This is a genomic window from Acaryochloris marina S15 (genome assembly GCF_018336915.1).
GTDB lineage: Bacteria > Cyanobacteriota > Cyanobacteriia > Thermosynechococcales > Thermosynechococcaceae > Acaryochloris > Acaryochloris marina_A.
Genome location: NZ_CP064923.1, coordinates 707,849 through 731,372 on the forward strand (window position 1 = coordinate 707,849; position 23,524 = coordinate 731,372).

22 protein-coding genes and 1 tRNA gene are annotated in these 23,524 nt (G+C 47.6%); 8 read left to right on the forward strand and 15 right to left on the reverse strand.

What is annotated here, in order from left to right; translation table 11 throughout:
• Positions 1-131 precede the first annotated feature (131 nt).
• Together I1H34_RS03995 and I1H34_RS04000 are read right to left on the reverse strand one after the other, a co-directional pair.
• Positions 132-887, reverse strand: coding sequence for a segregation/condensation protein A (locus I1H34_RS03995; RefSeq protein WP_212664452.1), 756 nt, complete (start codon positions 885-887; stop codon positions 132-134).
• Between the two features lie 6 nt (positions 888-893).
• Positions 894-1,340: a lipopolysaccharide assembly protein LapA domain-containing protein gene (locus I1H34_RS04000; protein WP_212664453.1), complete on the reverse strand. Its 447-nt coding sequence runs from the start codon at positions 1,338-1,340 to the stop codon at positions 894-896.
• 237 nt (positions 1,341-1,577) lie between these two features.
• Here I1H34_RS04000 and I1H34_RS04005 point away from each other — a divergent pair, with 237 nt between their 5' ends.
• Positions 1,578-2,357 carry a photosystem II S4 domain protein gene (locus I1H34_RS04005; protein ID WP_212664454.1) on the forward strand — a complete coding sequence of 260 codons (780 nt, stop codon included), beginning with the start codon at positions 1,578-1,580 and terminating at the stop codon, positions 2,355-2,357.
• On the opposite strand, the gene nadB is transcribed toward I1H34_RS04005, so the two are convergent.
• The 4 genes from nadB to I1H34_RS04025 all read right to left on the reverse strand — a co-directional run bounded on the left by nadB (position 2,354) and on the right by I1H34_RS04025 (position 6,921).
• Positions 2,354-4,021 (reverse strand): L-aspartate oxidase, encoded by a 1,668-nt coding sequence (gene nadB / locus I1H34_RS04010; protein WP_212664455.1) that lies wholly within the window; start codon positions 4,019-4,021, stop codon positions 2,354-2,356. The two genes, I1H34_RS04005 and nadB, sit on opposite strands and share 4 nt — an antisense overlap.
• Before the next feature lie 153 nt (positions 4,022-4,174).
• A complete protein-coding gene (gene psbU, locus I1H34_RS04015; RefSeq protein WP_212664456.1) occupies positions 4,175-4,609 on the reverse strand; it encodes a photosystem II complex extrinsic protein PsbU in 435 nt (144 codons plus the stop codon).
• 139 nt (positions 4,610-4,748) lie between these two features.
• A complete protein-coding gene (locus I1H34_RS04020) occupies positions 4,749-5,918 on the reverse strand; it encodes an adenylate/guanylate cyclase domain-containing protein (RefSeq protein WP_212666132.1) in 1,170 nt (389 codons plus the stop codon).
• 58 nt (positions 5,919-5,976) lie between these two features.
• Positions 5,977-6,921, reverse strand: a complete 945-nt coding sequence (locus tag I1H34_RS04025) for a GDP-L-fucose synthase family protein (protein ID WP_212664457.1) — start codon at positions 6,919-6,921, stop codon at positions 5,977-5,979.
• A 108-nt stretch (positions 6,922-7,029) separates the two neighbouring features.
• Between I1H34_RS04025 and I1H34_RS04030 the strand changes: the two genes are divergently transcribed.
• On the forward strand, positions 7,030-7,227 hold the full coding sequence (locus tag I1H34_RS04030; protein ID WP_212664458.1) for a TLTLP motif-containing protein: 198 nt from the start codon (positions 7,030-7,032) through the stop codon (positions 7,225-7,227).
• Here I1H34_RS04030 and I1H34_RS04035 read toward each other — a convergent pair.
• The 3 genes from I1H34_RS04035 to I1H34_RS04045 form a co-directional block, all read right to left on the reverse strand.
• Positions 7,224-7,433: an RNA-binding S4 domain-containing protein gene (locus tag I1H34_RS04035; RefSeq protein WP_212664459.1), complete on the reverse strand. Its 210-nt coding sequence runs from the start codon at positions 7,431-7,433 to the stop codon at positions 7,224-7,226. The two genes, I1H34_RS04030 and I1H34_RS04035, sit on opposite strands and share 4 nt — an antisense overlap.
• A 73-nt stretch (positions 7,434-7,506) precedes the next feature.
• Entirely contained in the window at positions 7,507-8,460 is a 954-nt protein-coding gene (locus I1H34_RS04040; protein WP_212664460.1) for an SPFH domain-containing protein, read from the reverse strand.
• 34 nt (positions 8,461-8,494) lie between these two features.
• Positions 8,495-8,935 (reverse strand): NfeD family protein, encoded by a 441-nt coding sequence (locus tag I1H34_RS04045; protein ID WP_212664461.1) that lies wholly within the window; start codon positions 8,933-8,935, stop codon positions 8,495-8,497.
• Positions 8,936-9,094: 159 nt separating this feature from the next.
• Between I1H34_RS04045 and I1H34_RS04050 the strand changes: the two genes are divergently transcribed.
• On the forward strand, positions 9,095-11,413 hold the full coding sequence (locus I1H34_RS04050; protein ID WP_212664462.1) for a tellurite resistance TerB family protein: 2,319 nt from the start codon (positions 9,095-9,097) through the stop codon (positions 11,411-11,413).
• A 13-nt stretch (positions 11,414-11,426) separates the two neighbouring features.
• Here I1H34_RS04050 and I1H34_RS04055 read toward each other — a convergent pair whose 3' ends face one another.
• Together I1H34_RS04055 and I1H34_RS04060 are read right to left on the reverse strand one after the other, a co-directional pair.
• Positions 11,427-12,248, reverse strand: coding sequence for a phytanoyl-CoA dioxygenase family protein (locus tag I1H34_RS04055; RefSeq protein WP_249369781.1), 822 nt, complete (start codon positions 12,246-12,248; stop codon positions 11,427-11,429).
• A 506-nt stretch (positions 12,249-12,754) separates the two neighbouring features.
• Positions 12,755-14,449: a PhnE/PtxC family ABC transporter permease gene (locus I1H34_RS04060; RefSeq protein WP_212664464.1), complete on the reverse strand. Its 1,695-nt coding sequence runs from the start codon at positions 14,447-14,449 to the stop codon at positions 12,755-12,757.
• 448 nt (positions 14,450-14,897) lie between these two features.
• On the opposite strand from I1H34_RS04060, the gene I1H34_RS04065 reads away from it, so the two are divergent.
• Positions 14,898-15,113 (forward strand): hypothetical protein, encoded by a 216-nt coding sequence (locus I1H34_RS04065; RefSeq protein ID WP_212664465.1) that lies wholly within the window; start codon positions 14,898-14,900, stop codon positions 15,111-15,113.
• A 221-nt stretch (positions 15,114-15,334) separates the two neighbouring features.
• Here the strand turns inward: I1H34_RS04065 and eno are convergent, their stop codons facing one another.
• A complete protein-coding gene (gene eno / locus I1H34_RS04070; RefSeq protein WP_212664466.1) occupies positions 15,335-16,615 on the reverse strand; it encodes a phosphopyruvate hydratase in 1,281 nt (426 codons plus the stop codon).
• A 197-nt stretch (positions 16,616-16,812) separates the two neighbouring features.
• On the opposite strand from eno, the gene gloA reads away from it, so the two are divergent.
• Both gloA and I1H34_RS04080 read left to right on the forward strand, forming a co-directional pair.
• The gene (gloA, locus tag I1H34_RS04075; protein ID WP_212664467.1) at positions 16,813-17,208 is read left to right on the forward strand and encodes a lactoylglutathione lyase; all 396 of its coding nucleotides are present in this window, start codon (positions 16,813-16,815) and stop codon (positions 17,206-17,208) included.
• Between the two features lie 508 nt (positions 17,209-17,716).
• A complete protein-coding gene (locus tag I1H34_RS04080; RefSeq protein WP_212664468.1) occupies positions 17,717-19,483 on the forward strand; it encodes an iron uptake porin in 1,767 nt (588 codons plus the stop codon).
• Between the two features lie 127 nt (positions 19,484-19,610).
• On the opposite strand, the gene rlmN is transcribed toward I1H34_RS04080, so the two are convergent.
• Complete coding sequence (gene rlmN, locus I1H34_RS04085; protein WP_212664469.1) at positions 19,611-20,666, reverse strand: dual-specificity RNA methyltransferase RlmN; 1,056 nt, start codon at positions 20,664-20,666, stop codon at positions 19,611-19,613.
• Positions 20,667-20,836: 170 nt separating this feature from the next.
• Between rlmN and rpsD the strand changes: the two genes are divergently transcribed.
• Positions 20,837-21,445: a 30S ribosomal protein S4 gene (gene rpsD, locus I1H34_RS04090; protein WP_212664470.1), complete on the forward strand. Its 609-nt coding sequence runs from the start codon at positions 20,837-20,839 to the stop codon at positions 21,443-21,445.
• Between the two features lie 63 nt (positions 21,446-21,508).
• Here the strand turns inward: rpsD and ispD are convergent, their stop codons facing one another.
• Positions 21,509-22,207, reverse strand: a complete 699-nt coding sequence (gene ispD, locus I1H34_RS04095; protein ID WP_212664471.1) for a 2-C-methyl-D-erythritol 4-phosphate cytidylyltransferase — start codon at positions 22,205-22,207, stop codon at positions 21,509-21,511.
• Between the two features lie 161 nt (positions 22,208-22,368).
• Here ispD and I1H34_RS04100 point away from each other — a divergent pair, with 161 nt between their 5' ends.
• The gene (locus I1H34_RS04100; RefSeq protein ID WP_212664472.1) at positions 22,369-23,403 is read left to right on the forward strand and encodes a glycosyltransferase family 9 protein; all 1,035 of its coding nucleotides are present in this window, start codon (positions 22,369-22,371) and stop codon (positions 23,401-23,403) included.
• Positions 23,404-23,434: 31 nt separating this feature from the next.
• Here I1H34_RS04100 and I1H34_RS04105 read toward each other — a convergent pair.
• Positions 23,435-23,521 (reverse strand) — tRNA-Ser (locus I1H34_RS04105).
• Positions 23,522-23,524: the final 3 nt, after the last annotated feature.

Here is a 23,524-nt window from a genome sequence, read left to right on the forward strand (position 1 = left end):
CAGGGAAAGCTTAAGATTTGGCGTTGCTCGACGACGGGGTGATTCTAAATATCGCCCTACCTTGAAAACTTTGCCCTACAATCCTTTCAGAATATTGATGAGATTGGAATCATCCCTGAATTGAGCAATGTCTAAGACGCAGCGGGCTTAAGATTAGGTAAAAGCTCTACTTTTACGGGGGCAGGTGTCAGGGGCTTTAATCTCAAATCCACGTAAAATTCGTTTTGCTCTAGCTCCACTTTGGATTGAGCACAGAGTAATAACAATGCCCAGAAGACCCCCACCCGGTCGTTCATAAAGGATAGTAACTCTTCAAAGTCTAGCCAGATTTGGTTGGGATCTAAGCGGGCAAAAATTTCCTCTAATTGCTCTGCAACTTCTGAAAGATTTTCTTGGTGAGCCAGTTGTGTAATCGCTTTCATCGATTTGGCTTTCGACATGCGCCGGACTTTGCGGACTTTGGGGCGCTCGGCTTGGCGCTCAACGGCAACGGCCATCAGTTCTAACTGATTGATCAACTCTGTTAGGGTTACCCGTCGTCGTTGGGGAGGACGAGCCACAGGACGACGTTGCAGACAGCCTTCTAAGGGAGAGGGGAGGCCGTTGGATACGGCTTCCATATCGTCAAATAAGAGCAGCTCCATTTCATCTGGCTCTTGCGGTTCTTCAATGAAGTCACCTAGGGTTTCGGCCTTGAGAAGAACCAGCATGGATGCATAGAGAAAAGCCTGGCCTGAATCTGACAGTTCCTGGGAGTCTTGATAGGATAAGTGGCTTAAAAACCGGTCAAAGACATCAATGACTTGCACATCCCATGGATCGATTTCACCCCGTTGGGCTAAGTCGATCAGCATAGAGATGGCATTGTGGGCAAAGGAACTGCTCATATAGATTTAGTCTGGAACAAGCTCAGACGGTGGAGGAGTAAGGATAGTGGATTCAGGTTCTGAACGAGGAACAACGGTTTTTATCGTTGGTTCAGATAAGGTGGCAACAGAGACGGCATCACTGGTGACCGTTGCTTGGCTAGGCAGGAGCAGGCGTTGCTCTTCTAGTTCGGCTTTGTAGCGTTCAAGGTCTATTTGTAAGGATTCAATTTCAACTTCTCTTGCTTGCAAAGCTTCGCGGGTGACAAATAACTCTTGCACCGTCGTCCAAACGCTAAAGACCCAGGCGAGAATAGCGCCAATCCCTAAGGTAATAATCAATTCAATCGACAATGGAGCTGTGATTTGGATACCATTCACGACTTTGATACTGACAAGTTGTGTATTTTCGATCGCAAATAAGACAACAGCCAGACAAATGACAAAAATCAGAGTAAAGTTGACCTGCCGCATTCGATAACTCCCAAGGTTATATAATTCTGCAATTTCAGCGATACTAAGCTTTTGATGGATTGAGATTGAGCTTACAAAAGGGCTAATTTTGGATATTTTTTCAAAGCTTAGCAGGTCTCGCGAGATTTAGGCAGTTTCCTTTAGAGGAATATTAAAATTCGGGCTTGTTAGGATAACAGTACCGTTTCCTTTTCCTGACAAATTTATTCTGTCCCTCTCTGGGACTTTCATTAGCACATGCTACCCAAGGCACAATTATTAAAAGGTGCAGAACATACAGACTGTATGTCTCGCCTTCTTGACCAGGCCACTCAAGCGTTGAAGACTTGGGAGGTGGTGGTCTCTGCCTTTCTCTCTCCGCCAGAGCTGGCAGAAGCCCAACAAATGTTTGCGCCTTTGACGGAAGTCTCGATTCTGGCTTGGGGGGGCTATCCCCAGGCTGAACGGCAGCGGATTGCGATCGCTCATTCGGATCTTCCCCTAGAGCAAGATCAGGTCGAGCTGTCTGCCCTCAGTATTTCCGGGAATTTTCTCTTCGATCCAGCTACCCACCGTGACTTTTTAGGAGCCCTTCTGGGTACCGGGATTGTTCGCGATCAGGTGGGAGATATTTTGGTGTTGGGGGAACGAGGCGCTCAAGCGATCGCATCTCCGCAACTGGTGCCTTTTCTAGAAACCCACCTGACTCAGGTGCGCACCGTGCCAGTCCAGGTGGAACCGATTCCCTTTGATCAATTGAAGGTGCGAGAACCCCGCTGCAAGGAGATGACGACGGTCGAAGCCTCTATGCGCCTTGATGCAGTAGCCTCTGCTGGCTTTGGCCTATCCCGCAACAAAATGGTTAACCTGATCAATACGGGAGATGTCCGGGTTAACTGGAAAGACATTTCCCAATCCAGCTATACCCTCAAAACCGGAGATTTAGTCACGATCCGAGGCAAGGGGCGTCTGGAGCTGGGTGAAGTGCAAATTACCAAAAAAGAGCGCTACCGGATTCAGCTCAAGCGGTTTAGCTAAGAGTCTAAGGGAACCTGCTGCCAGGTCTCCTGTTCCACAACTGTATGGGCCTGCCATTGTTCTTGGGATTCGGGATAGTCGGCTCGATAATGGCCGCCCCGACTTTCGGTGCGAAAGTGAGCACTCTTGAGAATTAAGTAACCAATATCCAGCAAATTCTGGGTTTCTGCCCAAGCTCTTACCGGAATATTGGGATTAACCGTCACCGTTTGCCCTGGCGATATGTGGTTGAGTTGCTGGGATAAGGGAGAGCTTAGGAAGGCTTGTCGCCACTGATGCACTTGTGCGATCGCACGTTGCATCTGTTCCCCCGAGCGGGCAATACCGGCGCTATTCCATAAAACTTCAGGAAGCTGAGCGCGAACCTCAGCCAACATTGATTCGTCTTGTGGCTCTATCTTTAGATCGGTACTCCCTAAGGCTTCAGTTTGGGGGATATCCGCAATCGGGATAGACGATATATCAAGATGGGCAAACTCAGCCGCAAACACTAAGCATTCTAAGAGAGAGTTACTGGCCAATCGATTAGCACCATGTACCCCCGTGCTGGCAACTTCTCCGACTGCATACAGCCCGGGAATGGAGGTTTGACTTTGCAAATCGGTCCGAATTCCCCCCATCCAGTAATGGGCCGCAGGTGATACCGGAATGGGATTTTGATAAACATCCACTCCCCACTTCTGGCAAACCTGAATAATCTTGGGAAATCGTCGCTGGATTTTCTCAGGGGCAATGGGTCTCAGGTCCAGCCATACCTGATGGTCTTGGGACTCAGAGGCCTGTAAATGGGTGAAAATAGACCGACTGACCACATCCCTCGGTGCCAGTTCTCCCTGGGGATGATAGTCAAACATAAATCGGTGACCGGAGGTATCCAAAAGATGAGCCCCTTCACCGCGCACTGCTTCACTAATTAAAAATCTGGGCGCACCCGGTAAGGTTAGAGCTGTGGGATGGAATTGAAAAAACTCCAAATCTCGCAATTGGACACCTGCCCGCCACCCCATCGCTACCCCATCGCCTGTACTTAAGGCTGGATTAGTCGTTTGTGAAAAGACTTGTCCGCCACCCCCTGTAGCTAAAATAACGGCTGCAGCAGACACCCAAGAAATCTGACCTGCCGATAGCAAACAGATACCTTGGCAACGTCCTGTATCGGGATGTTGCCATAGCTCCAGGGTGAACGTATCGGCCAGCACTTCTATATTCGATCGCTGCCACATTTGGGCGGTTAGGGTTTTGATCAGGGCTCTTCCCGTTGTATCCGCGGCATGGAGAACCCGAGGGCGAGAGTGCGCTGCCTCTAAGGTCGCAGCCAATTGCTGATCTTGACGACGGTCAAAGGCAATTCCCATCTCCAACAAGGCATGTACCTGAGATGGTGCTTGCTGCACAAGAAAATTAACTGCCTTAGTTTCACACAGCCCTACGCCTGCACTAACAGTATCTTGGGCATGCAGTTCCGGTGAGTCACCTTTATCAAAGGCGGCTGCGATACCTCCCTGAGCCCAATCGCTAGCAGATCGCGACAAACTATCTTTGGTAATCAGTCCAACCCTAACGTGTGAGGGGAGTGACAAGGCAGCATAAAGCCCGGCGGCACCACCCCCGACAACGAGGACATCAAAGTGGGAAGACACTTGAGTATGGAGATCTTGTGACAAGGTTCAAGAAAAATTGCTGTAATGCAGCATAAAAAATACTCTCCACCTTAAAGCAGTGGTCAAGTCAACGACTGCGTAGGCAGAGAGTGCAATTGTACAAACTGATGGAATAGAAGTTCGGCCACGTTCTAAACCATCAGTACATAAAGATAATTACTTCATGAAAGGCTTGTAAGAACCAGGATTATAACGGTCCTGACCACCAACCAAAGAAGGATCAGGGTCAGAAATCGTAAAGTTACCTAGGTTATCTTGTAAAGTTTTCTTTTGCTGGTCAGTTAAACCATCAATTTGTAAAACTTCGTCAACACTGCTGTATGGTGCATTCTGCACGACTTTACCAGCAACAGTGGGATAAAGGCCCTTGTATTTCATAAATGCAAGGACATTGGTGTTATTGACATCGATCTTTTGACCAAAGTCTGTTTCCAATTTTGCGTCAATTGGGTTACGGTAGGCTTCTGCAAGCACGATGCTGGGGCCAGACTGTAAATTGAGGGCATTTACAGGTTGGGACCAACCAAAGAAGCTAAGGCATGTTGCCAGAGCTAGACCAATCAAACCAAAACGACGGACAAACGAATGCATATCCTTAAGTACCTCCCTGTCTCAGAGATTTCAACACAGCTCTTAAAAGAGCCTATCATCAACTACAGACTCCAACCCACAAAAAAAGTTTTTTAGGGTATTGTTTTCTGAAATTTGTATTTTCAATACACCAATATTACTACTGGTTGGTCTCTAAAAAAGTTTTGAGTTCGGGAAAAGAGCAAGCATAAGCTGGTTTAGGATTTACGTACCCCTTCAATTGCACCGTAAATTGGCGTAATGGCAAATCCTCGCTCTGCCATTCCTGCATATATTGATACGTTGTCGCTCCTACCGCAATATCAAGACCAATTTGCTTTGTGCAAGTTTCTAAACGAAACGCTGCATTGACTGTATCCCCTAGGGCGGTATAGTCTGGCCGATCGCTACTGCCTGTATTGCCTACCATTCCATAGCCCGTATTGAGGCCAGCTCCAATTTTTAGGGGAAAAGGTAAGGGATAGACCAAATGGAGCTTCTGGGTCATTTCATTGAGCTGATGGATGGCCTGGAAGGGCTGCTGTAGGTCTTGCTGGCTCACATCTTGGGTGCCACCGTGAATCCATACGGCCATGACTGCATCACCGATATATTTATCCACCCAGCTGCCGTTAGCTCGAATAATATCTCCTGCCTTGCGGAACCAAGTGCCGACTACCTCAGATAAGAGGCGTTCATCTAAACTTCGGGTCAGACCCGTAAAGTTGCGAATATCAACCACTAATACTGAGATCAACCGTCGAACATGCAGCAAAGCAGTGACCGGTGCTTCCGATAAACCCTGAGTGGCAGTAGATAAGCGAACCGCATCGGGATTATAGAATTCAACGTTGGTTTGGCCGAAGGTGAGTTTATCGCCATGTTTCAAAGACATGGGGACACTGACTCGCCGTCCATTTACAAATGAGCCATTGTGACTCCCTAAGTCAATTAAATAGAGTTCTCTTGCGCCCATCGACTGGAGCATGGCATGGTTGCGTGACATCCATTGATCCGGTAGCACAATCGCGTTGTCAGACCCTCGGCCAATGGTCCAGTAGGAATTGCCAACGAGGGAGAGCTTATAGCTCCCCGATTCACCGTGAACATTGAGATAAGGATGATGGGCATCGCCATCAGGATGGGGCAACAGTGGACGAGATAACACCTCTGTAGAACTGTCAAACTCGGTACTAGAGCTGTTGAGTTCCTGCTGCAGTTGGATAACCTGTTGCTGTTGCTGTAGAACAATGGCAATCAGCTGTTCCCGAGTAAGACCTGAAAGGCTTTGGGAATTAAAAACAGAGAGCAGCTCAGGAGGCTCTGAAATAGATATGGTTTTACGAGAGTCATGGGTGGCCTCGTTGCCATGACTCTCGTGCTCGCAATTACTCGGGGTGCTGTCGGTACCAATCAATGGTGTTCTGTAATCCCTGCTCTAAGGTGATGTTGGCGGTAAAGCCGAATTTTGCTTTAGCTTTAGCCGTATCCAAACAACGACGTGGCTGACCATTTGGCTTATCCGTGAGCCAAACCACGTCACCTTTGAAGTCCATCAATCGACAAATTAAGGTAACGAGATCACGAATGGAGACTTCAGAATTCGTTCCCAAATTAATGGGATCAGATTCGTTGTAATCCTCCATCGCCATTATTATTCCCCGTGCAGCATCCTCAGAGTACAAAAACTCTCGGGTCGGTGTTCCATCGCCCCAAACTTCTAGTTGAGTTGCCTCAGCTTTCTGGGCTTCGTAGACTTTGCGAATCAGTGCAGGGATGACATGGGAGCTTTGAGGATTGAAATTATCTTCTGGGCCATATAAATTCACGGGTAGTAGATAGACCCCGTTAAACCCATACTGCTGCCGATAGGCTTGGAGCTGGACGAGTAACGCTTTTTTTGCCACCCCATAAGGTGCATTGGTCTCTTCGGGATAGCCATCCCAGATGTCTTCTTCTTTGAAGGGGACGGGAGTGAATTTGGGATAGGCGCAAATGGTGCCGACACAGACAAATTTCTCAACGTCCTTTTCATAGGCCGCATGAATCAGTTGGGTGCCCATCATCAAATTGTCATAGAACAATTCAGCAGGTTTGATTTGGTTTAAACCAATGCCACCAACATGGGCTGCTAAGTGGATGACAATATCCTGTCCTGCAACAGCGTCTTGACAAGCACTCAGGGATCGCAAATCACAGGTGGAAGAGCGAGGGATGGAAATATTCTCAAGTTGTGCCCCGGCTTTTTGCAGTTGGGCAATGACTTGACGGCCCAGAAAACCTGCGCCTCCAGTGACTAGAATTTTTTTGCTGGCAAGGTTGGATATAGTCATGATTATGTTTTGTCAAATACAGTTATTGACGGACAACCGAATTAAGCTGGGAATGCTAGGCTAATAATGCTAGCTTAGACATTCTCATCTATTTTTTAAAAAACTCCTATGGAATTGCATGAACAGGCTGACGAGCCCCCTGAACGTAGCTCCGATGTTCTTTCCAAGATTGCTGGAACTGCGATCGCATGTCTGACCTTGGCTATGCCGCTCTATGTGACAACGTACTATTCTTCAACCCGTCAACTTCCACTCTCTCCTCAGTTTTCTGAGTCCGTTATGGCAAAAGAGCGGCCCCAAAGCTAGGAGTTCGTTTGAGAGTTTGAGTCTGATTCTAACTGCACTTCAAAAGACTCATCTTCGACGGTGACAATATCACCCACACCGAGCTGTCGTCCACGGCGGACTTCAAGCTCTCCGTTGACTGTTACAAATCCAGATTGGATCAGATGTTTAGCTTGTCCGCCAGTAAGGGTGACCCCTTGAAATTTTAGAAATTGATCCAGCTTCATACAGTTGTTCTGTCAGGTGTTCATGGTTCTCAACCTAGGGTAAGCAATCTAGAACTAGAATGCTACCCCTCCCTTAAGCTTGGCCTGAATCATCAATAATGGAGCGAATCCCTTCGATGGATGCAGGAACCGATCGAGGATCCATAAACATCACCTTGCTGCTGTCGCTTTCCCCGATGGTTGTTCCCATATCCATATAGTTTTGGGCTAATAAGAACTGTAGGGCCTGTTCAGCTTTGGGATCTGTTTTGAGGGCTTGACTAACAATCTGCAACGCTTCTGAAGTGGCATGAGCCTTCAACACTCTATCTTGACGTTCCCCTTGGGCTCTGAGAACGATAGACTGTTGCTCCGCTTCTGCTTCTAAAATGGCCGATTTTTTACGGGCTTCAGCCCCTAAGACTTGTGCCTCAGCAGAGCCGCGTGCGGAGTTGACAGCAGCTTCTTTTTCACCTTCGGACGTTAGAATCGCTGCTCTTTTTTGGCGTTCAGCAGCCATTTGCAGTTCCATGGAATCTTGGACGGCTTTAGAGGGGGTAATATCTCGTAGCTCAACCCGTGTGACTTTAACCCCCCAAGGATCGGTCGCGCTATCTAGCTCTTGCAGAAGGATTTCGCTAATTTGAGTGCGGGCGGTGAAGGTTTCATCTAGTTCGAGCTTACCCATCTCAGCCCGAATTTGAGTTTGGACCAGATTGACCATGGCGGAAGAGAGGTTCTCAACCTTGTAATAGGCCTTCTCCATGTCGATAATCTGCCAATAAACCACGGCATCAACTGTAATGGCGACATTGTCGCAAGTAATACAGGATTGAGGGTCAATATCTAATACTTTTAGTCTTAATGTGTCTTTATAGACGATTTGGTCGAGTACAGGAAAAATAATGTTTAATCCTGGATCTAGACGTTTTTTATAACTTCCTAAGTTCTCGACTAGAGCAGCATTCCCTTGATTAACAATGCGTACAGAGCTAGCTGCACCAGCCCCACCTAAAGCGACCAAAATAACAGTTATAACTTGCCACACAGTGCTATCTCCCAGTAACTAAGTTTCAGGTGTTTTACGCTTTCGAATGAAAGGTTAGACCTTCTCCAAATTCGGCAGGAATGATAAATAAGGTTGTTCCTTTCCGGCCCACGACGTAAACTTTGGTCTTGCTTTCAATGGTCAGATTCTCATCCTCACAGCGGGCTTGCCAGGAACTTCCTTCATAGATCACCCGACCCGTTTGGCCTGCCGGGATCTGAGTGAGTGTCTCGGCTTCCACCTCGGCTTGTAAAATTCTGGCGGTTCTTTTGGGCACAAACCGGCGGACTAATCCAATCAACAGCACCGACAAGAGCAACCAAATCAAAGCCTGAAGATAGAACTGGGGAATGACCAAAGAAATAACCGCAACAGCAAGGGCACTGATGCCCATCATCAGTTCGACAAAAGCGGTTGGTGTAATGACTTCAAATACACAAAACGCTAATCCTAGTCCTAACCATAGCCAAGCCAAAATCTTGTTCCTTACCGATTGCTGGATCTGGTTTATGCTTTACCCGCAGTATACCCAGGATGTTTCAGTTCTGTGGCTGACATAGGCAGTTTATACTTGAAGGCGCTAAATTAGAGCGGAGCTGGAATCAGCCCCAGCAGAAATTTACACACGATCACTATGGGGATTGTTCACTGGTTAAAGCGAGTATTAGAGCCAAAGCGTCCTCGATCGACACCTTCTTCGCCTTCTCAGCCTTCAACTACAGCCTCAGACGAAGAAACATCAACTTCCCCAGCGGGTTTTGTTGATCCACCCCAAAGTAGTCCAGTGGAGCCAGTCGAGGACGCTCCGTCGATTGCAGTGCAGACTGCAGTTTTGGCGAAACCTCCTCCTACTGTTCGTGACGTTGTAACCTCCAATACTCAGACTGTTGCTCCCTCCCGAGCTACCTGGGTATCAGTAGATAAGACTGTACAAGTGGGTAGCTACTGTCTGCCGGGTCTCGTTTATGTGGGGGACAACCTCAAAGGAATTAGTACCCATGTCAGCACTGAACCAGCCTTAATTCGACCGCAACTGAAACTAGATGAAGCGAAGCCCGATCGCAATGGCAATTGGATTAGCGAGTGGCCGTCCTATAGCGAAATCCCCTCTGCTAGCCGAGCTGCATATTTGGAGTGGTTGGCGGATGGACGCTGTGACCCTCAGATTCCATTAGGGTATGTTTATCTTTTCTTCTATGGTCTAGAACGCCGGGTTCTCAGAGATTTTCGACGGGCTAAACGGCCTATCCTGACAGAACTATGCACCATCATGGTCGAGGTGGAACGCCTCCAAAATCTGTACGGTGATCAAGAGACATTTGGCGAAAAGACCCGTCAATTCTTAGAGATTTGCCGCTTCCTTATTCTCAATGAAATCACGGCTTTACCGCCCCCCTGGACTTTTGAAGCTGTAGAGTGGCCCCTAAGTTTAGAGGTCGGTCTAGGAACGTTAGCAGCGACTCAAACACCCCTCCCGGCAGATTGGGCTTTGTCCTGGGTGATGCATAGCTTTCCCAGTAAGTTGCGAACGCCGGCATCACGCTGTTTCCCTGAATGGCGGTCTTGGTTTAAGTATGAATATCATCAGAATTTTGGTGATGGGTTATTGCTAGAGCCTGATGCAGAACAAACTCTTCCTGCCGATACAGTTATCTATCAACCGACTAGCGTGTCCTTTGGGGGGAAAATTAAGCTGGACATCCCTGAACTGCCTAAAGTGGCGAATTCAGAGAAGATCTTAGAGCGGCTCCTACCTTTATTAGAAGCAGGGATGCAAACCCTCGACTCCTATAGCCGTTGGTTAGGACGTAATCCAGACGGGCAAGGCAGCTATAGTGCTCTGTTATTGCTGCCGTCGGAACTGATGGTGGAGTGTGCTTCCTCCCAGGTTAAGGCGTTTCGGGCTTGGGTGGAAAACAGTCTCACTGAAAGAGACATCGCTGTTGTGTGGGGACAAGACCTATTGCAGCAATGGCAAGACCCACCCCCAGACAAGCTGACGAAATCAGAGGCAACGGTGTTATCGGACTACTTGACTCGTGTGGGAATTGGGATTGAGCCGGATGTCCAATTGGGGGGCAAACCTCCGACTGCTAATCAACCCTATGTCCTTTTTCGTCTACCCGAAACATCCCTCGCTGCACCTTCCGAGAAATATAAATTAGCGACGCTGTTATTACACCTGGCAGTAATGGTGGTGGTTGCTGATGGAGCTTTGACAGGGGCCGAGTTCCAGCGCTTGCAGAACTATTTAGCTTCAACGCCCCATTTACAGAATGGCGAACGGGCTAGGTTGCATGCTCATTTGCACGGTTTACTGGTCGATAAACTCTCGTTGCGAGGGCTGAAAGTTAAATTGCAGCCGCTATCTGCGGATCGCAAGCTTGCGATCGCAAAGTTTCTCATTCACTTAGCGGCAGTCGATGGTGAGATCAACCCATCAGAAATCGCTATCCTCAGCAAACTGTATCCCTTGTTGGGACTAGAGTCTCAGGCTGTCTACAGTCATATTCATGAAATGACCGTAGAGGCTCTACCCACGACGGCAACTTCTTCGCCTCCCAATTCTGATTCCGGTACGACAGAGACACTGCAATTAGATCGGGCATTAATTGATGCCAAAGTCACAGAGTCTGCCACGGTTTCTGCCTTGCTGGCGGATGTGTTTATTGAAGATGAGCCGCCGGAGGAGGTCGTTGAACCCGTCTGTGTTCCAGGTATTGCGGGATTGGATCAGCAACATTCCCAATTATTACAGCACTTGGGTCAACAATCTGAATGGCAGCGGCAGGATCTTGAACCGCTGGTAGATCAGCTAGGACTGATGCTGGATGGGGCTTTAGAAGTTATCAATGAAGTGGCTTTTGAGCAATGCGATGATCCACTGACGGAGGGGGAAGATCCCATTGTTATTGATGAGGATATTCTCCAAACCCTCTTAGATTCTGCTTAGGTGCAGCTGTGATCTAAATATAGGCTCGAATATCGCCGTAATCGTTGAGGGCATATTGGATTTGCAGCATGAGTCGAGGACGTGAGATGGGGCGTTTGCCTTTATGGAAGCAGAAAGTATCTTCCGCAATCCCCAATCCTGCCCGTCCGCAAACCGTTAAGACCTGATCGACTCCATAGGTATCCACTAGAGTGCGATCCCTCAGACTGGCACACCGCTGCCCCATCCATTGATGTCTGAGCTTTTTGCCCCAATGGGTTCCCTGAATGCAAACATGGGGACCGTTACTCTCATCCACATCTGTTAAGTAGAAAAAGAATTTTATCGAGCGATAGTCATCAATATCGTAGTGGAAGACTTGGGCACCTTTAATCTGCTGTTTCCAAGTGGATTCTCCAGGAAAACTCCACAACAACTCGCTGCCAATGGCTGTGGGCTTTTCACCTAAATATTCGGTTGCGATCGCAACCAGTCCTGGATCATGAATAAGATTCTGCACGGCAGCGCAATCTTGGGTACTCACACTTCCTAATTGGAACGAGTATCCTAGGGCAGTTTCTAGAGTTGCTCGATCCTTGTACTGGCAGCGAATATTGGCATCTCGATCTGCTGCAAAGGGAGTTTGATGGGCAAAGTCTACCAATTCATCGACCAGGATGTCTGATAACTGAAGACCCGCATAAATACCTTGTTGGCGTAAAACGGTGGAGATTGTTTGGGGATCTGGAAACGTCACTAAAGACGTTTGAGACGGTGCGGATTCGTCAAATTTCCCATTGGCTGTCATCGCTCCCCATACCTGTCTAATCAATTCGATGCGGGCCAGTTTACGCATCAGAAATAACTTGGGGTTGTAGACCAAACAGGTTATGGATCGAGACACATAGCAAAATAGTTTATCTAGAAACAGTCGATAGACCCTTGGTCGCACGACTTGCCTCAAAGCAGTGGCAACCATAGATAGGAATGAAACCTTGAATAGTGAAGAAACAGGATGCCAAAGGGGTTCTCACAAAAAATTTCTCCTGAATTTCAGGAGAAAGCAAAATATTTTGCTAGGGAAGAAATACAAACCTAGCATGTCATTCTAAAAATTCAAGGCTTTGGACAATATTTTATTTTTTGAAATTAAATATTGAGCGCTCTCACTCGATGAGATTTATTTCCCTGCACCCTCAATAATTTCAGACAAAAAAATAACCCCAGTGGGGCTATTGGTGTAAGGAGTGGTACAAGACGCAATTTGCGCTTATCTAAGTTGATTTCATTAAAACGTAAAGGGGTGAAGATGTTGTGAAGTCAGGGACTTAAAGCTTGCTTAACCCAGAGATTGCAAAATATTTAGATCGACTTCAAGTGTTGCCGGAGATATTGGCTCAGCCAGTCAACACCCAAGCTGAGAAGGATAAAACAACCTAGCGTCCACAACACCCCTGAACTATCGAAACTACTCAGTTGTTCACTGAGTAAGCGTCCCAGACCTCCAGCGCCCACGAGCCCCACAATCACCGTTTCCCGCATGCCTACCTCCCAGCGGTAGCAGGAATAGGCCAAAAAACGGGGCAGGGTCATGGGTAAAACGCCATAGAGGAAAACAGAGGGGCTAGAGGCTCCTTGGGCTTGCAGTGCTACCAAGGGCTGCTGATCCAAATTTTCATTGACTTCGGCCATTAGACGTCCCAGAATGCCGAGATTATGGATGCCAAGTGCGATCGCACCCGGTAGCACTCCCGGAAATACGATAAACAACATCACCAAAGCCCAAATAGGTGCGGGTACAGAGCGGCAGAGCAACAAAAATAGCCGAGTCATGCCTACGAGTAGCCGACCGATTACTTGGCGTAACGGACTTGCTTGTGAGGGAAGAAAGAGTCCGCCAGGCAGAAAAAAATTGGCAGCCGTTCCAAAGGACAACACCATGCCCCCGCAGCCGGCACCCAAAATGGCGATCAAAGCCATGCCCAGGGTTTGGAGCGAAGCATCAAAGGTTTCCAATAGGGGCAGGCTAGGTTGTAACGGCCATAATCCTACGAATATTTGCTGGCTATTGTGCCAAGTTTGGGGGGCAACTAAGGCATATAGATCAGGGTCAATATAAAACCAACTCCAAGCTACTGCCCCAACTAGGCCAACGACCATCAGTATGCAGGAGAACAGGTTATTGGAGGCTGAACGTTCAGGATCGAGATGTTTATAATGCACCTGTTTATTCTTGAGCACATATTTTAGGTGCAAACTAATCCGGTTTTGGCAGCCCAGCCGCTGGCGACACCGAGCACTGCTCCAATCAATCACGCCATTCAAAATGACTAAAGCATAGACAAAGGTCCATACTTGCTGGTATTGCAAGGACTGCAAACTCAAAAAGATTTCATGGCCCAACCCTCCAACCCCAATAATGCCTAAGGTTGCAGCTGACCGTAGGGAGCATTCAAAGCGATAGAAACTATAGGACAGTAGATTCTTGCTGGCAGAGGGCAATAATCCATATAGGAAGGCATTAAAGGGACGTCCGCCACTTTGAAGGATAGCCTCAAATGATTGACGGGGCGTATCGTCAAGAATGTCACCAAAGACTTTCGCTACGATAGCGCTAAAGGGAATGGTAATGGCTGCGATCGCAGTCAGCGGATCCAGTCCCCACAGATTAATTAGTAAGAGTCCCCACAACATTTCGTGAATGGCACGAGGGACTACCAGTAGGCTTCTTAAGCCCCGGCGTAAACTGGGAGCAATGTCTAAGACTTGCCCTCCCACGTCTGAAATGAGGATACTGCCGACAAAACCGAGGCAGATACTGAATACTGTGCCGCAAATGGCATAGGCCAACGTTGTTAGTAGTCCTTGCCAGGCGGTTTCCATCAACGTAGCTGTTAGATCAGGATGGAGGCTAGCTTGCCAAAACTCTAGAAACTGGGGCCAACCATTCAGGTTCCATAGTTGGCTCGTAAAGATAGCCAGCCCACTCCCAACCATGAGCAACAAACAAACACTAGGCAGCCATAGTCGTCTGAGGGCGATAGATTTTGAGGCCATGCCACCTCACTTATGCTTCAGAAGACTGATCTTGCCAAACCGTAATGGGGCGATGCAAGACAAGAATAGTTGGCTCAAAGACTGAATTCAGTTGGGAACAAGATAAGACCACTGCTTCATGACAATCTCAAAAAAGAAGCCCTCGTGCTGATTTAAATCCGTTTTCAGGTCAGCAGTAGGGCCGTAGACGCAGTTAGGAGGTATCTTGCCTTACAAGTTAGCGACACTATTCATTAAACGTAGATCTCTTAACGAAGTCTTCAGAGTTGATAGTGCGATAACCTCCATGTTTAATATACCTTCACCCTTATTTATCTTCATCAGAGAATTGGGATTGGCAATTGCTAGAATCAGGTCATCCTGCCTTAGTGCCTGTTGATAGAAAGCGGCAGTATCTGCGTTTCTTCCCCATGAACCAACCTTTATACCCCTAACCACCCCTTACATCGTGAATCCTATTCTTCTGATTGCGGCTATCCTCGTTTCTTGGTTGGTCTTTACCTGGCTGTTACGGGTGGTTAAAACCACCCTCAAAACAGCCTTTTTGTTGGCTCTGATTGTTTTGGGCTTGCAGGTGGTCGTGGGGATTGGTCCCGATCAGGTTCTCCAAGCGGTTCTGGATCTTCCCAGAGTGATTCAAGAGCTACTGAGTGGTCAATCCTAATGAGCCAAAACATACTCTGAGAGGGAAAACCTTTCCTAATCAGGGTGGCTTCCAACTCATTCCTATTCACGAGAACTTTTTACACTGGAATTAATCGTGCACGTCTGTGGAGGCCAGCGATGAAGCAATTCAAAACGGCCAGTTTGTTGAGTTAACCAGTCCCCTTCTAACCGAGATCAAATCGAAGTGGTTTAGACCCTTTGCCACTCCGACGAGATGTCTTATTGAGGACCCAAGCCTACTGCTCCAGCATAGGAAGCTTGATTCCCAAGTGCATCCTCGATACGTAGCAGGCGATTGTACTTCGCTACTCGTTCACTGCGGCAGAGAGATCCTGTTTTAATTTGACCTGCTCGGGTTGCAACAGCAAGATCTGCAATCGTAGTATCTTCCGTCTCACCGGATCGATGACTAATAATGGAAGTAAAGGAATTGCGTTTGGCTAGATCAATCGTTTCTAGGGTTTCTGTCAAGGTACCGATTTGATTCAGCTTAATCAAAATAGAATTGGCAGATTGTTGTTCAATTCCTTTTTGTAACCGTATGGGGTTTGTTACAAATAGGTCATCCCCTACTAGCTGTACTCGATCCCCTAGCTGGGCGGTTAAATTTCCCCAACTCTCCCAATCTTCTTCATGGAGGGGATCTTCAATGGATACAATCGGATATTTACTAGCTAAGCCATCTAAATAATCGATTAGTTCTTTGGGAGAATGAGCCGCACCGTCATAGGTATACTGTCCATCCTTATAGAATTCGCTAGCTGCGACATCTAAGGCCAAGCTAATTTGATCCCCTGGCTGATAACCAGCCTTCTCAATGGCTTCTACCAGTAACTCTAAAGCTGCTTGGTTAGAGGCTAGATTGGGGGCATAGCCTCCCTCATCACCCACCCCAGTTAAAAGGTTTTGAGCTGCCAACACTTGGCTTAAAGATGTAAAGACTTCTGCACCCCAGCGCAATGCTTCCTTAAATGAAGCTGCACCGTGGGGGACAATCATAAATTCTTGAATGTCAACGTTGTTATTGGCATGAGCCCCACCGTTGATCACATTCATTAAGGGGACAGGCAATAGATTTGCTAAAGGGCCACCCAAGTAACGATAAAGCTCTAAATTCAGCACCTCAGAAGCTGCTTTAGCTGTGGCGAGGGATACGGCTAAGAGCGCATTGGCACCGAGTTTAGATTTATTAGTCGAGCCATCCAGCTCAATCATCGTTTGATCGATATCAGCTTGATCAAGCGCATTTAATCCTATGAGCTCTGGCTGAATTTCATCTTTAATGTTGGCAACGGCAGTGAGTACCCCTTTGCCGCCATAGCGCTGGGCATCTCCATCTCTCAATTCGTGGGCTTCAAAACTACCTGTGGAAGCACCACTTGGCACTTGGGCTAACCCAAAAGCCCCACAACTTAATATGACCTCGGCTTCCACCGTCGGGCGACCGCGTGAGTCTAGAATTTCACGCGCCTCAATGGCAGCGATTTCAGTTTCGTGCATGCGTTATGTTTCCAACAACCTACAAAATAATCTGGTGTGCTTGACCGTATCGTCAAGGCTATAGAATGCATCTGACTGTAACAGCGGCGTTGATGCAACGATTGTCTTCTTTAAGACATACTAGGTGCGATCGCGTCAGAATGTAACTACTGTGATGACCACCGCTCGAATTTACTAACTCTTACATAAATAGTCTTATGAGAATTCTCCATACCATGCTTAGAGTGGCAAACCTTGATGCTTCTCTAGCATTCTACTGTGATGTCCTGGGCATGAAGCTACTTCGCCGGAAAGATTACCCTAACGGAGAGTTTACCCTGGCCTTTGTGGGGTACGGAGATGAGGCAGATAATACGGTGTTGGAACTTACTTATAACTGGGGCGTATCTGAATACACCTTAGGAGATGCCTATGGCCATATTGCCATTGGTGTTGATGACATCTACGGTGCCTGCAACGAAATCACGACTCGTGGCGGCAGTGTGACTAGAGAACCTGGCCCTATGAAACATGGCTCTACAGTGATTGCCTTTGTAGAGGATCCCGACCACTATAAAGTGGAGCTGATTCAACTCAATTCTCGATCTTCTTGATGTTCTCGCTTCGATCAGTACATTTGCATAAGGGTTGAATTTTTTGAACGATGGGCTTTAATATCCTTTCGCAGCTTAGATATCGTCGTTTTCAGTATGCGAAAGTTGCAACCCTAGCGACTTTAAATATCTAATGGCTGGCTCTAAACCTAATGGGTAGATATCAGATTGGGGAAATGCTTGCTTGATTGCCAGAACTATCTCGATACCTGAGGATTAAGCACTTATCCTGAGACCAGATTTAGTGTGTTTAATTACCAGTTAAGCAGAGGAAATTGAAGTATATGCCAATACAGAAATCGACTACGATCCCTTGGCTTGCCCCTCTAAAGTAGAGTATCTTTCGTACATGAAGGAATGTATACAGTAAAGTTTATTTCAACTGTCAAAAACATTTCCCTCTAAAATAATGCGACGAAAAATTTTTCATCGTATTTGGTGTGAAGCATTACGTTATCGTGTTTGGTCTTTTTCTAGATCTAAACGCATGTGAGTGAGGAGTAAAACCATGAAAAAAGTATATCTATTAGCTGGAAGCCTGAGTCTGCTCGGTCTTTCTGCCCTACCTGCAAAGGCTGTCAGCACCAGCGAACAGCTTCCTGTAGAAGCCCAATCTGTTGAAGTAGCACCTGTTGCTGCGCAAGATGAATTGTTGCTTGCTGATCAGTCTCTCAGCGAAACAGTTTCTGTTAACGACTTGATGTCCGAGACTAAAGAAGACTCTGTGGGTCAGGTGACTTCAGTTTCTCAGCTATCTGATGTTCAGCCTGATGACTGGGCTTTCCAAGCGATTCAATCTTTGGTTGAGCGCTATGGTTGCGTCGCCGGTTACCCTAATGGCACATTCCGCCCCAGCCGAGCCATGTCTCGTCGTGAAGCCGCTGCTTTGGTTAACGCTTGTTTAGATAACCTCAGCAACCGCTTCGCCACTAAAGAAGATTTAGATGCCCTCAAGGCTCTACAAGATGAATTTGCTGCTGAACTCGCCACCCTTAGAGGGCGTGTTGACGGTTTAGAAGCTCGCGTTGCTACTGTTGAAGCCCAGCAGTTCTCTACCACCACCAAACTACAAGGTGAAGTGGTCATGGCTGCCCAGTTTGGCGACTTCGTCAACAACCCAACAGATACTGTTGTTGATCCTGCAAATGGCGTAATCAACGCAGGCGGACCTGATAGCCGCGTTTCTGCAATTTCCCGAGTACGCTTGAACTTCAACACTAGCTTCTCTGGAGATGACTTATTAGCCACCCAATTAGAAGTTGGCAATAATGGTCAAGATTTCTTCGGTAACGCTTTGGGTGCTCAAGATCCTGGTCCCGGCTTGGGAACTTTGACAGGTTCTGGTGTACCTCTAGTTGATTTGGGTGCTGCTGACTATGCAGGTGTAGGTAATACCGTCACATTGCGTCGTTTAGCTTACACCTTCAAGCCCGGCGAAAACTTAGCTGTTACCGTTGGTACCAACATCTTCCCTAGCGATTTTGTTGACTTCAACAGCTACGCCAACAACTCCGCTCAAGACTTCAGCTCTGGCTTCTTCATCAACAACCCCTTAATCATCACCAACGCAGTTGATCTAAACGGTGGTGCGGGTGCAGCCTTTGATTGGAATCCTAATGCTGGTTCAATCAGTGTTCGTGGTGTGTATGTTGCCGCTGCTGGTAACGTCGCAACTTCTGCCGCCAATGGTGGTTTAGGTGGCGATCCTCACCAAGGAACTGTTGAACTTGAATATGCCAACACCTTTGGTGCAGACGATCAAAACAACTTTGCAATTCGTTTGCAAGGTACCTACGCTGAGACTTTCAACATCGAACAGAAAGTTTTAGGTGTCAATGCTGAAGCTTCTTTCGGTAATATCGGCGTCTTTGGTCGCTACGGTATCTCCTTTGATCCCAGCAACCAGACCGTGAACCCCAGTGTTGATGTGTTTGGTGCTGCTCCTGCTATTGCACCCACAATTGGGACCGCAGGTGGTTCTAACACCATTCAGACTTGGATGGCTGGCGTTGGCTATAAGGATGCCCTCGTTCCTGGCTCCTTGTTTGCAGTTGCTGCTGGTATGCCTTACTTGGTTACCGGTACTCCTGGATCCAATGACCAGATCAACTTGGAAGCCTTCTACCGGTTCCCAGTTAATGACAACATCACCATTACTCCTGCTGTGATGTACATCATTAATCCTTTGGGTACTGTCAATGGCCTCTCCGCTGCAGGTGCTGGCAACGATAACGACATCATCCAAGGTTTAATCCGAGCAACCTTCTCGTTCTAAACCCTTCGTTAGACATAAGCCTTTTCTAGGCTGAAATAAGGCAGTGTGTTATGCACACTGCCTTATTTCTTGTCTTTTTATCTGTGATGAATATAGGGGACTTCTGCGGAGTGTCCTATCTGACCTGTTAGCTCGAGGCTTGGTCTATCATTTGCGCTGCCCTTAATTGACCACAGGCAGCATCTTTGTCTAAACCGCGGGATCGTCGAATACTGGCCGTAATATGTTGGCTTTGTAAGCTGTTCAGAAACTGTTGAAGTTGCTGTTGGGTTGGGCGTTGATAGTCAACTTCAGAGATAGGGTTGTAAGGGATTAAGTTCACATGGCTTTGAAAGCCTCGTAAATGATCGGCTAACTCTAGGGCATGCTCAGTTTGGTCGTTCACACCTGCTAATACGATGTACTCAAAGGTGACACGGCGCCCGGTCTGGGTAACGTAAGTACGACAATCTTTCAGAAGCTTCTCCAGGGGATAATGCTTTGCACTTGGAACAAGCTGTGTGCGAACTCTCTGATTGGAAGCATGTAAGCTCACCGCTAAAGTAATCTGAAGCTGTTGCTGACCCAGTTTGAGAATTTGCTTCGGAATGCCGACGGTGGAAACCGTTAGGGATCGTTGACCAATCCCCACATCTTGATTGAGGGATCGTACGGCTGCGAGCACTTGGTCTAGATTAAGCAGCGGTTCCCCCATACCCATAAACACAACATTGCCAACCCGCTGTTGAAAATCTTCCTGGACGGTTAAGACTTGATCAACGATTTCATGACAGGCGAGGTTGCGTTGATATTGACCTTTGCCAGTGGCACAAAAGTCGCAGCCCATAGGACAGCCGACTTGGGAGGAAACACATACTGTTAGGCGTTTTTGGGTGGGGATGCCAACCGTTTCAATAATCTGTCCATCTGCGAGTTTGAGTAAATACTTAACGGTTCCGTCTTGTGCTGCAGAGCGATGATGAATCTGAGATCGACCCACCGGTATATCTGCAATTTCAGTCCGCCATTGTTTCGGTAGAACAGTGATTTCGCTGAGGGAGTGTACACCTTTCTGGTAAATCCATTGATGTACTTGTTGACCTCGGTAGGCTGGCTGCTGATAGGTTTGAGCCCAATCGGTTAACTGCGCTTTAGAAGCACCTAGAAGGGGTGGAATAGATTCTACAGAAAGTTGATCAAGCATGATGGTTATTGAAGGTCTGAGATAAAACGGTGAGAAATGCCCAGTTAGGGTGGCACTAGCAGGAGTTGGAAGAATGGAAAATATAATATAAAGCTTGATGTGTTACCCTTCAAAAGCTTATACTGAAAAGTCTGACAAATTTCACGTAATAAAAACTAAGAGGAAGTGATATGTCGCGATATCGAGGCCCTCGCCTCAGAGTAGTGCGTCGTTTAGGAGAATTACCGGGTTTATCCCGTAAGACTCCTCGTCGGGCCTATCCCCCTGGGCAACATGGCCAAGCACGCAAGAAGCGTTCTGAATATGCAACCCAGCTTGAAGAAAAGCAAAAATTACGATTTAATTATGGCCTTTCTGAACGGCAGTTATTGCGTTATGTGCGCAAGGCTCGTCGTGCCGGAGGTTCTACAGGTCAAACCCTGTTGCAATTGCTGGAAATGCGCTTAGATAACACGATCTTTCGCTTAGGGATGGCACCGACTATTCCTGCGGCTAGACAGTTGGTGAATCATGGTCATTTGTTGGTGAATGGCCGGGTGGTTTCGATTGCCAGTTATCAGTGTCGTCCAGGTGATGTCATTCAGGCCCGAGATCGAGATGCTTCCCGGAAGTTGATTGAAACCCATATGCAATTCCCAGGCTTAGCCAATATCCCGACTCACCTAGACTTTGATAAAAATACTTTGACCGGTAAAGTCAATGGCGTCATTGAGCGAGAGTGGATTGCGCTAGAAATTAACGAACTACTTGTGGTGGAATATTACTCGCGGAAAGGCTAACTCGCGGCAACCTTCCCAGTTTTTCTACTGTGGCAATAATTTACGAATTAACTCCCAAATCCGTCAGTTTGGGAGTTTTTTTTGTAGGCGTTTTTCAAGGATCAGCTCTGCGATCGCAAGATCGGCTGGTGTAGTCACTTTTAAGTTGGTCTCTTCTCCCAAAACGATATGGACAGGGAGAGCTAACTTCTCAAACAAAGCTGCATCGTCCGTGACTTCCCATCCTTGCTGCCGACCTTGTTCATGGCACTGTTTGAGAGGGGCCACTTGAAACCCTTGAGGGGTTTGGGCTGCCCACAATTGGGATCGATCAGGGGTATCTAGAATTTGATGCGTAGCATCCACCACTTTAATGGTGTCCTTGACAGGGACAGCGGCAACAAAGCCTTGATATTTTTGGAGGGATTGAGAGCAACGGTCGAGCAACTCTGGTGTGGCCAGGCAACGGGCACCATCGTGGATGAGCACCTGCTCTGCTTCAGGAGGGAGTGCCTGGAGACCGTTATAGACTGATTCTTGACGAGTCTTGCCGCCTTCAATAAATACAGTGGGTTTACTCAACTGCAGGGACTGTAAAAGTTCTGTCCAGGTCGGTTCATCGTCTAATTGACCGACAATGCCAATCCAGGTAATGGAAGAGGCAGACTCAGCAGCAAGCAGTGTCCAAGCTAACAGGGGCTTACCCAGCAACATCAACCGCAACTTATTGCGATCGCTGCCCATGCGCCGTCCCATGCCTGCTGCTGGAATTAGTAAATGCATTGATAACCATAAACTGCCACCGTCCCCTATCCTATCTTGACCTGAGACTGTAATTTAGAAGACTTATTGAGTTCTAAGGCGGATTGATTACAAGCGTTGAGCATTCCCCTACAATGGGTGGCGGTAAACGTAGACTTCATCCATTACGGCTGTTCTAAATAATGACCCGCGTATTAGCATTAATTCCTGGCGATGTTGGTCGGCAACTATTGTTCTTCCCAACCTTAGAAACGCTTCACCGCCATTATTCTCAGGTTGAGATTGATGTCATTGTAGAACCTCGAGCCAAGCAGGCTTTTCGGCTCTGTCGAACGGTTGATAATGTCTTGACCTTTCAGTTTGAGAATCGGAATGGAGCCGCCGATTGGGGTAATCTAATCGGACAAATGCGTGACCGTCGCTATGATGCCAGCATTACCATCAGTCGCGAGTGGACTGCGGGACTGCTCTGTTGGTTAGTCGGTATTCCCCAGCGAGTTGGCTATGAAAATCTGGGGCTGCCTGCTTGGGTCCGATTTGCACGGAAACGGTTTCCCACTCTTGGTGGAACCGTGGCCGATCTATCCGGTGCCTGTTTAACCGCCGCTGTCCCCCCGAATGCCCGTCCTTATGATGCCCAACGCTATCATGACTTGCTGTTGGGGTTAGGGATTGATACGCCTTGTCCAGACATCTCGATTCAGATCCCCCTAGACGATCAGAATTGGGCAAAAGCTGAGCAAGAACGATTGGGCATTGCTGGGAAATCTTACATTACCCTCCATGGTGGGACTGGAGCTGAGAACTCTGATGATGAACCCTCTCAGTTTTATCCTATTCGGAGTTGGGAATCTGTTATTGGAGGTTACTTAGAACGGCAACCGGATACGCCTTTAATTGTGGTGCAAACGGCCGAAAATAAAGATTGGGTTGCTTCCCTGGTTGCCGTCTGTCCTCAACTTCAGATTGTGACTCCTCAGCATGTGGGTCAACTGGCTGCCTTTATCGATGCAGGGCATTTAATGATTTGTGCGGACCGGGCTCCCCTGCATTTAGGTGTTGCCGTCAAAACTCGCCTGGTTGCCCTATTTGGAACCCTAGAACCCACCCGGCATTTACCGGCAGCCACCCATTTTGCTGGCCTCAAGTCTTTAACGAGCAAAGTAGCAGATATTCCGCCGATTCAAGTTCTTGAAAAGGTTTGGGAAGTCAGCTAGACGCTGCATGAGCACGATTCAATTTTAAAAACGGAGAGGGAGGGATTCGAACCCTCGTTAAAGTTACCCCTAAACAGCATTTCCAGTGCTGCGCCTTCAACCACTCGGCCACCTCTCCAGG

Excerpts from the sequence above, each read along its gene's own strand:
- rpsD (WP_212664470.1), top strand. The coding sequence starts at position 20,837 with ATGTCGCGATATCGAGGCCCTCGCCTCAGAGTAGTGCGTCGTTTAGGA.
- I1H34_RS04100 (WP_212664472.1), top strand. The coding sequence starts at position 22,369 with ATGACCCGCGTATTAGCATTAATTCCTGGCGATGTTGGTCGGCAACTA.
- ispD (WP_212664471.1), bottom strand. The coding sequence starts at position 22,207 with ATGCATTTACTAATTCCAGCAGCAGGCATGGGACGGCGCATGGGCAGC.
- I1H34_RS03995 (WP_212664452.1), bottom strand. The coding sequence starts at position 887 with ATGAGCAGTTCCTTTGCCCACAATGCCATCTCTATGCTGATCGACTTA.
- I1H34_RS04050 (WP_212664462.1), top strand. The coding sequence starts at position 9,095 with ATGGGGATTGTTCACTGGTTAAAGCGAGTATTAGAGCCAAAGCGTCCT.
- psbU (WP_212664456.1), bottom strand. The coding sequence starts at position 4,609 with ATGCATTCGTTTGTCCGTCGTTTTGGTTTGATTGGTCTAGCTCTGGCA.
- eno (WP_212664466.1), bottom strand. The coding sequence starts at position 16,615 with ATGCACGAAACTGAAATCGCTGCCATTGAGGCGCGTGAAATTCTAGAC.
- I1H34_RS04080 (WP_212664468.1), top strand. The coding sequence starts at position 17,717 with ATGAAAAAAGTATATCTATTAGCTGGAAGCCTGAGTCTGCTCGGTCTT.
- I1H34_RS04035 (WP_212664459.1), bottom strand. The coding sequence starts at position 7,433 with ATGAAGCTGGATCAATTTCTAAAATTTCAAGGGGTCACCCTTACTGGC.
- rlmN (WP_212664469.1), bottom strand. The coding sequence starts at position 20,666 with ATGCTTGATCAACTTTCTGTAGAATCTATTCCACCCCTTCTAGGTGCT.
- I1H34_RS04030 (WP_212664458.1), top strand. The coding sequence starts at position 7,030 with ATGGAATTGCATGAACAGGCTGACGAGCCCCCTGAACGTAGCTCCGAT.
- I1H34_RS04060 (WP_212664464.1), bottom strand. The coding sequence starts at position 14,449 with ATGGCCTCAAAATCTATCGCCCTCAGACGACTATGGCTGCCTAGTGTT.
- gloA (WP_212664467.1), top strand. The coding sequence starts at position 16,813 with ATGAGAATTCTCCATACCATGCTTAGAGTGGCAAACCTTGATGCTTCT.
- I1H34_RS04005 (WP_212664454.1), top strand. The coding sequence starts at position 1,578 with ATGCTACCCAAGGCACAATTATTAAAAGGTGCAGAACATACAGACTGT.
- I1H34_RS04000 (WP_212664453.1), bottom strand. The coding sequence starts at position 1,340 with ATGCGGCAGGTCAACTTTACTCTGATTTTTGTCATTTGTCTGGCTGTT.
- I1H34_RS04055 (WP_249369781.1), bottom strand. The coding sequence starts at position 12,248 with ATGCGTAAACTGGCCCGCATCGAATTGATTAGACAGGTATGGGGAGCG.
- I1H34_RS04025 (WP_212664457.1), bottom strand. The coding sequence starts at position 6,921 with ATGACTATATCCAACCTTGCCAGCAAAAAAATTCTAGTCACTGGAGGC.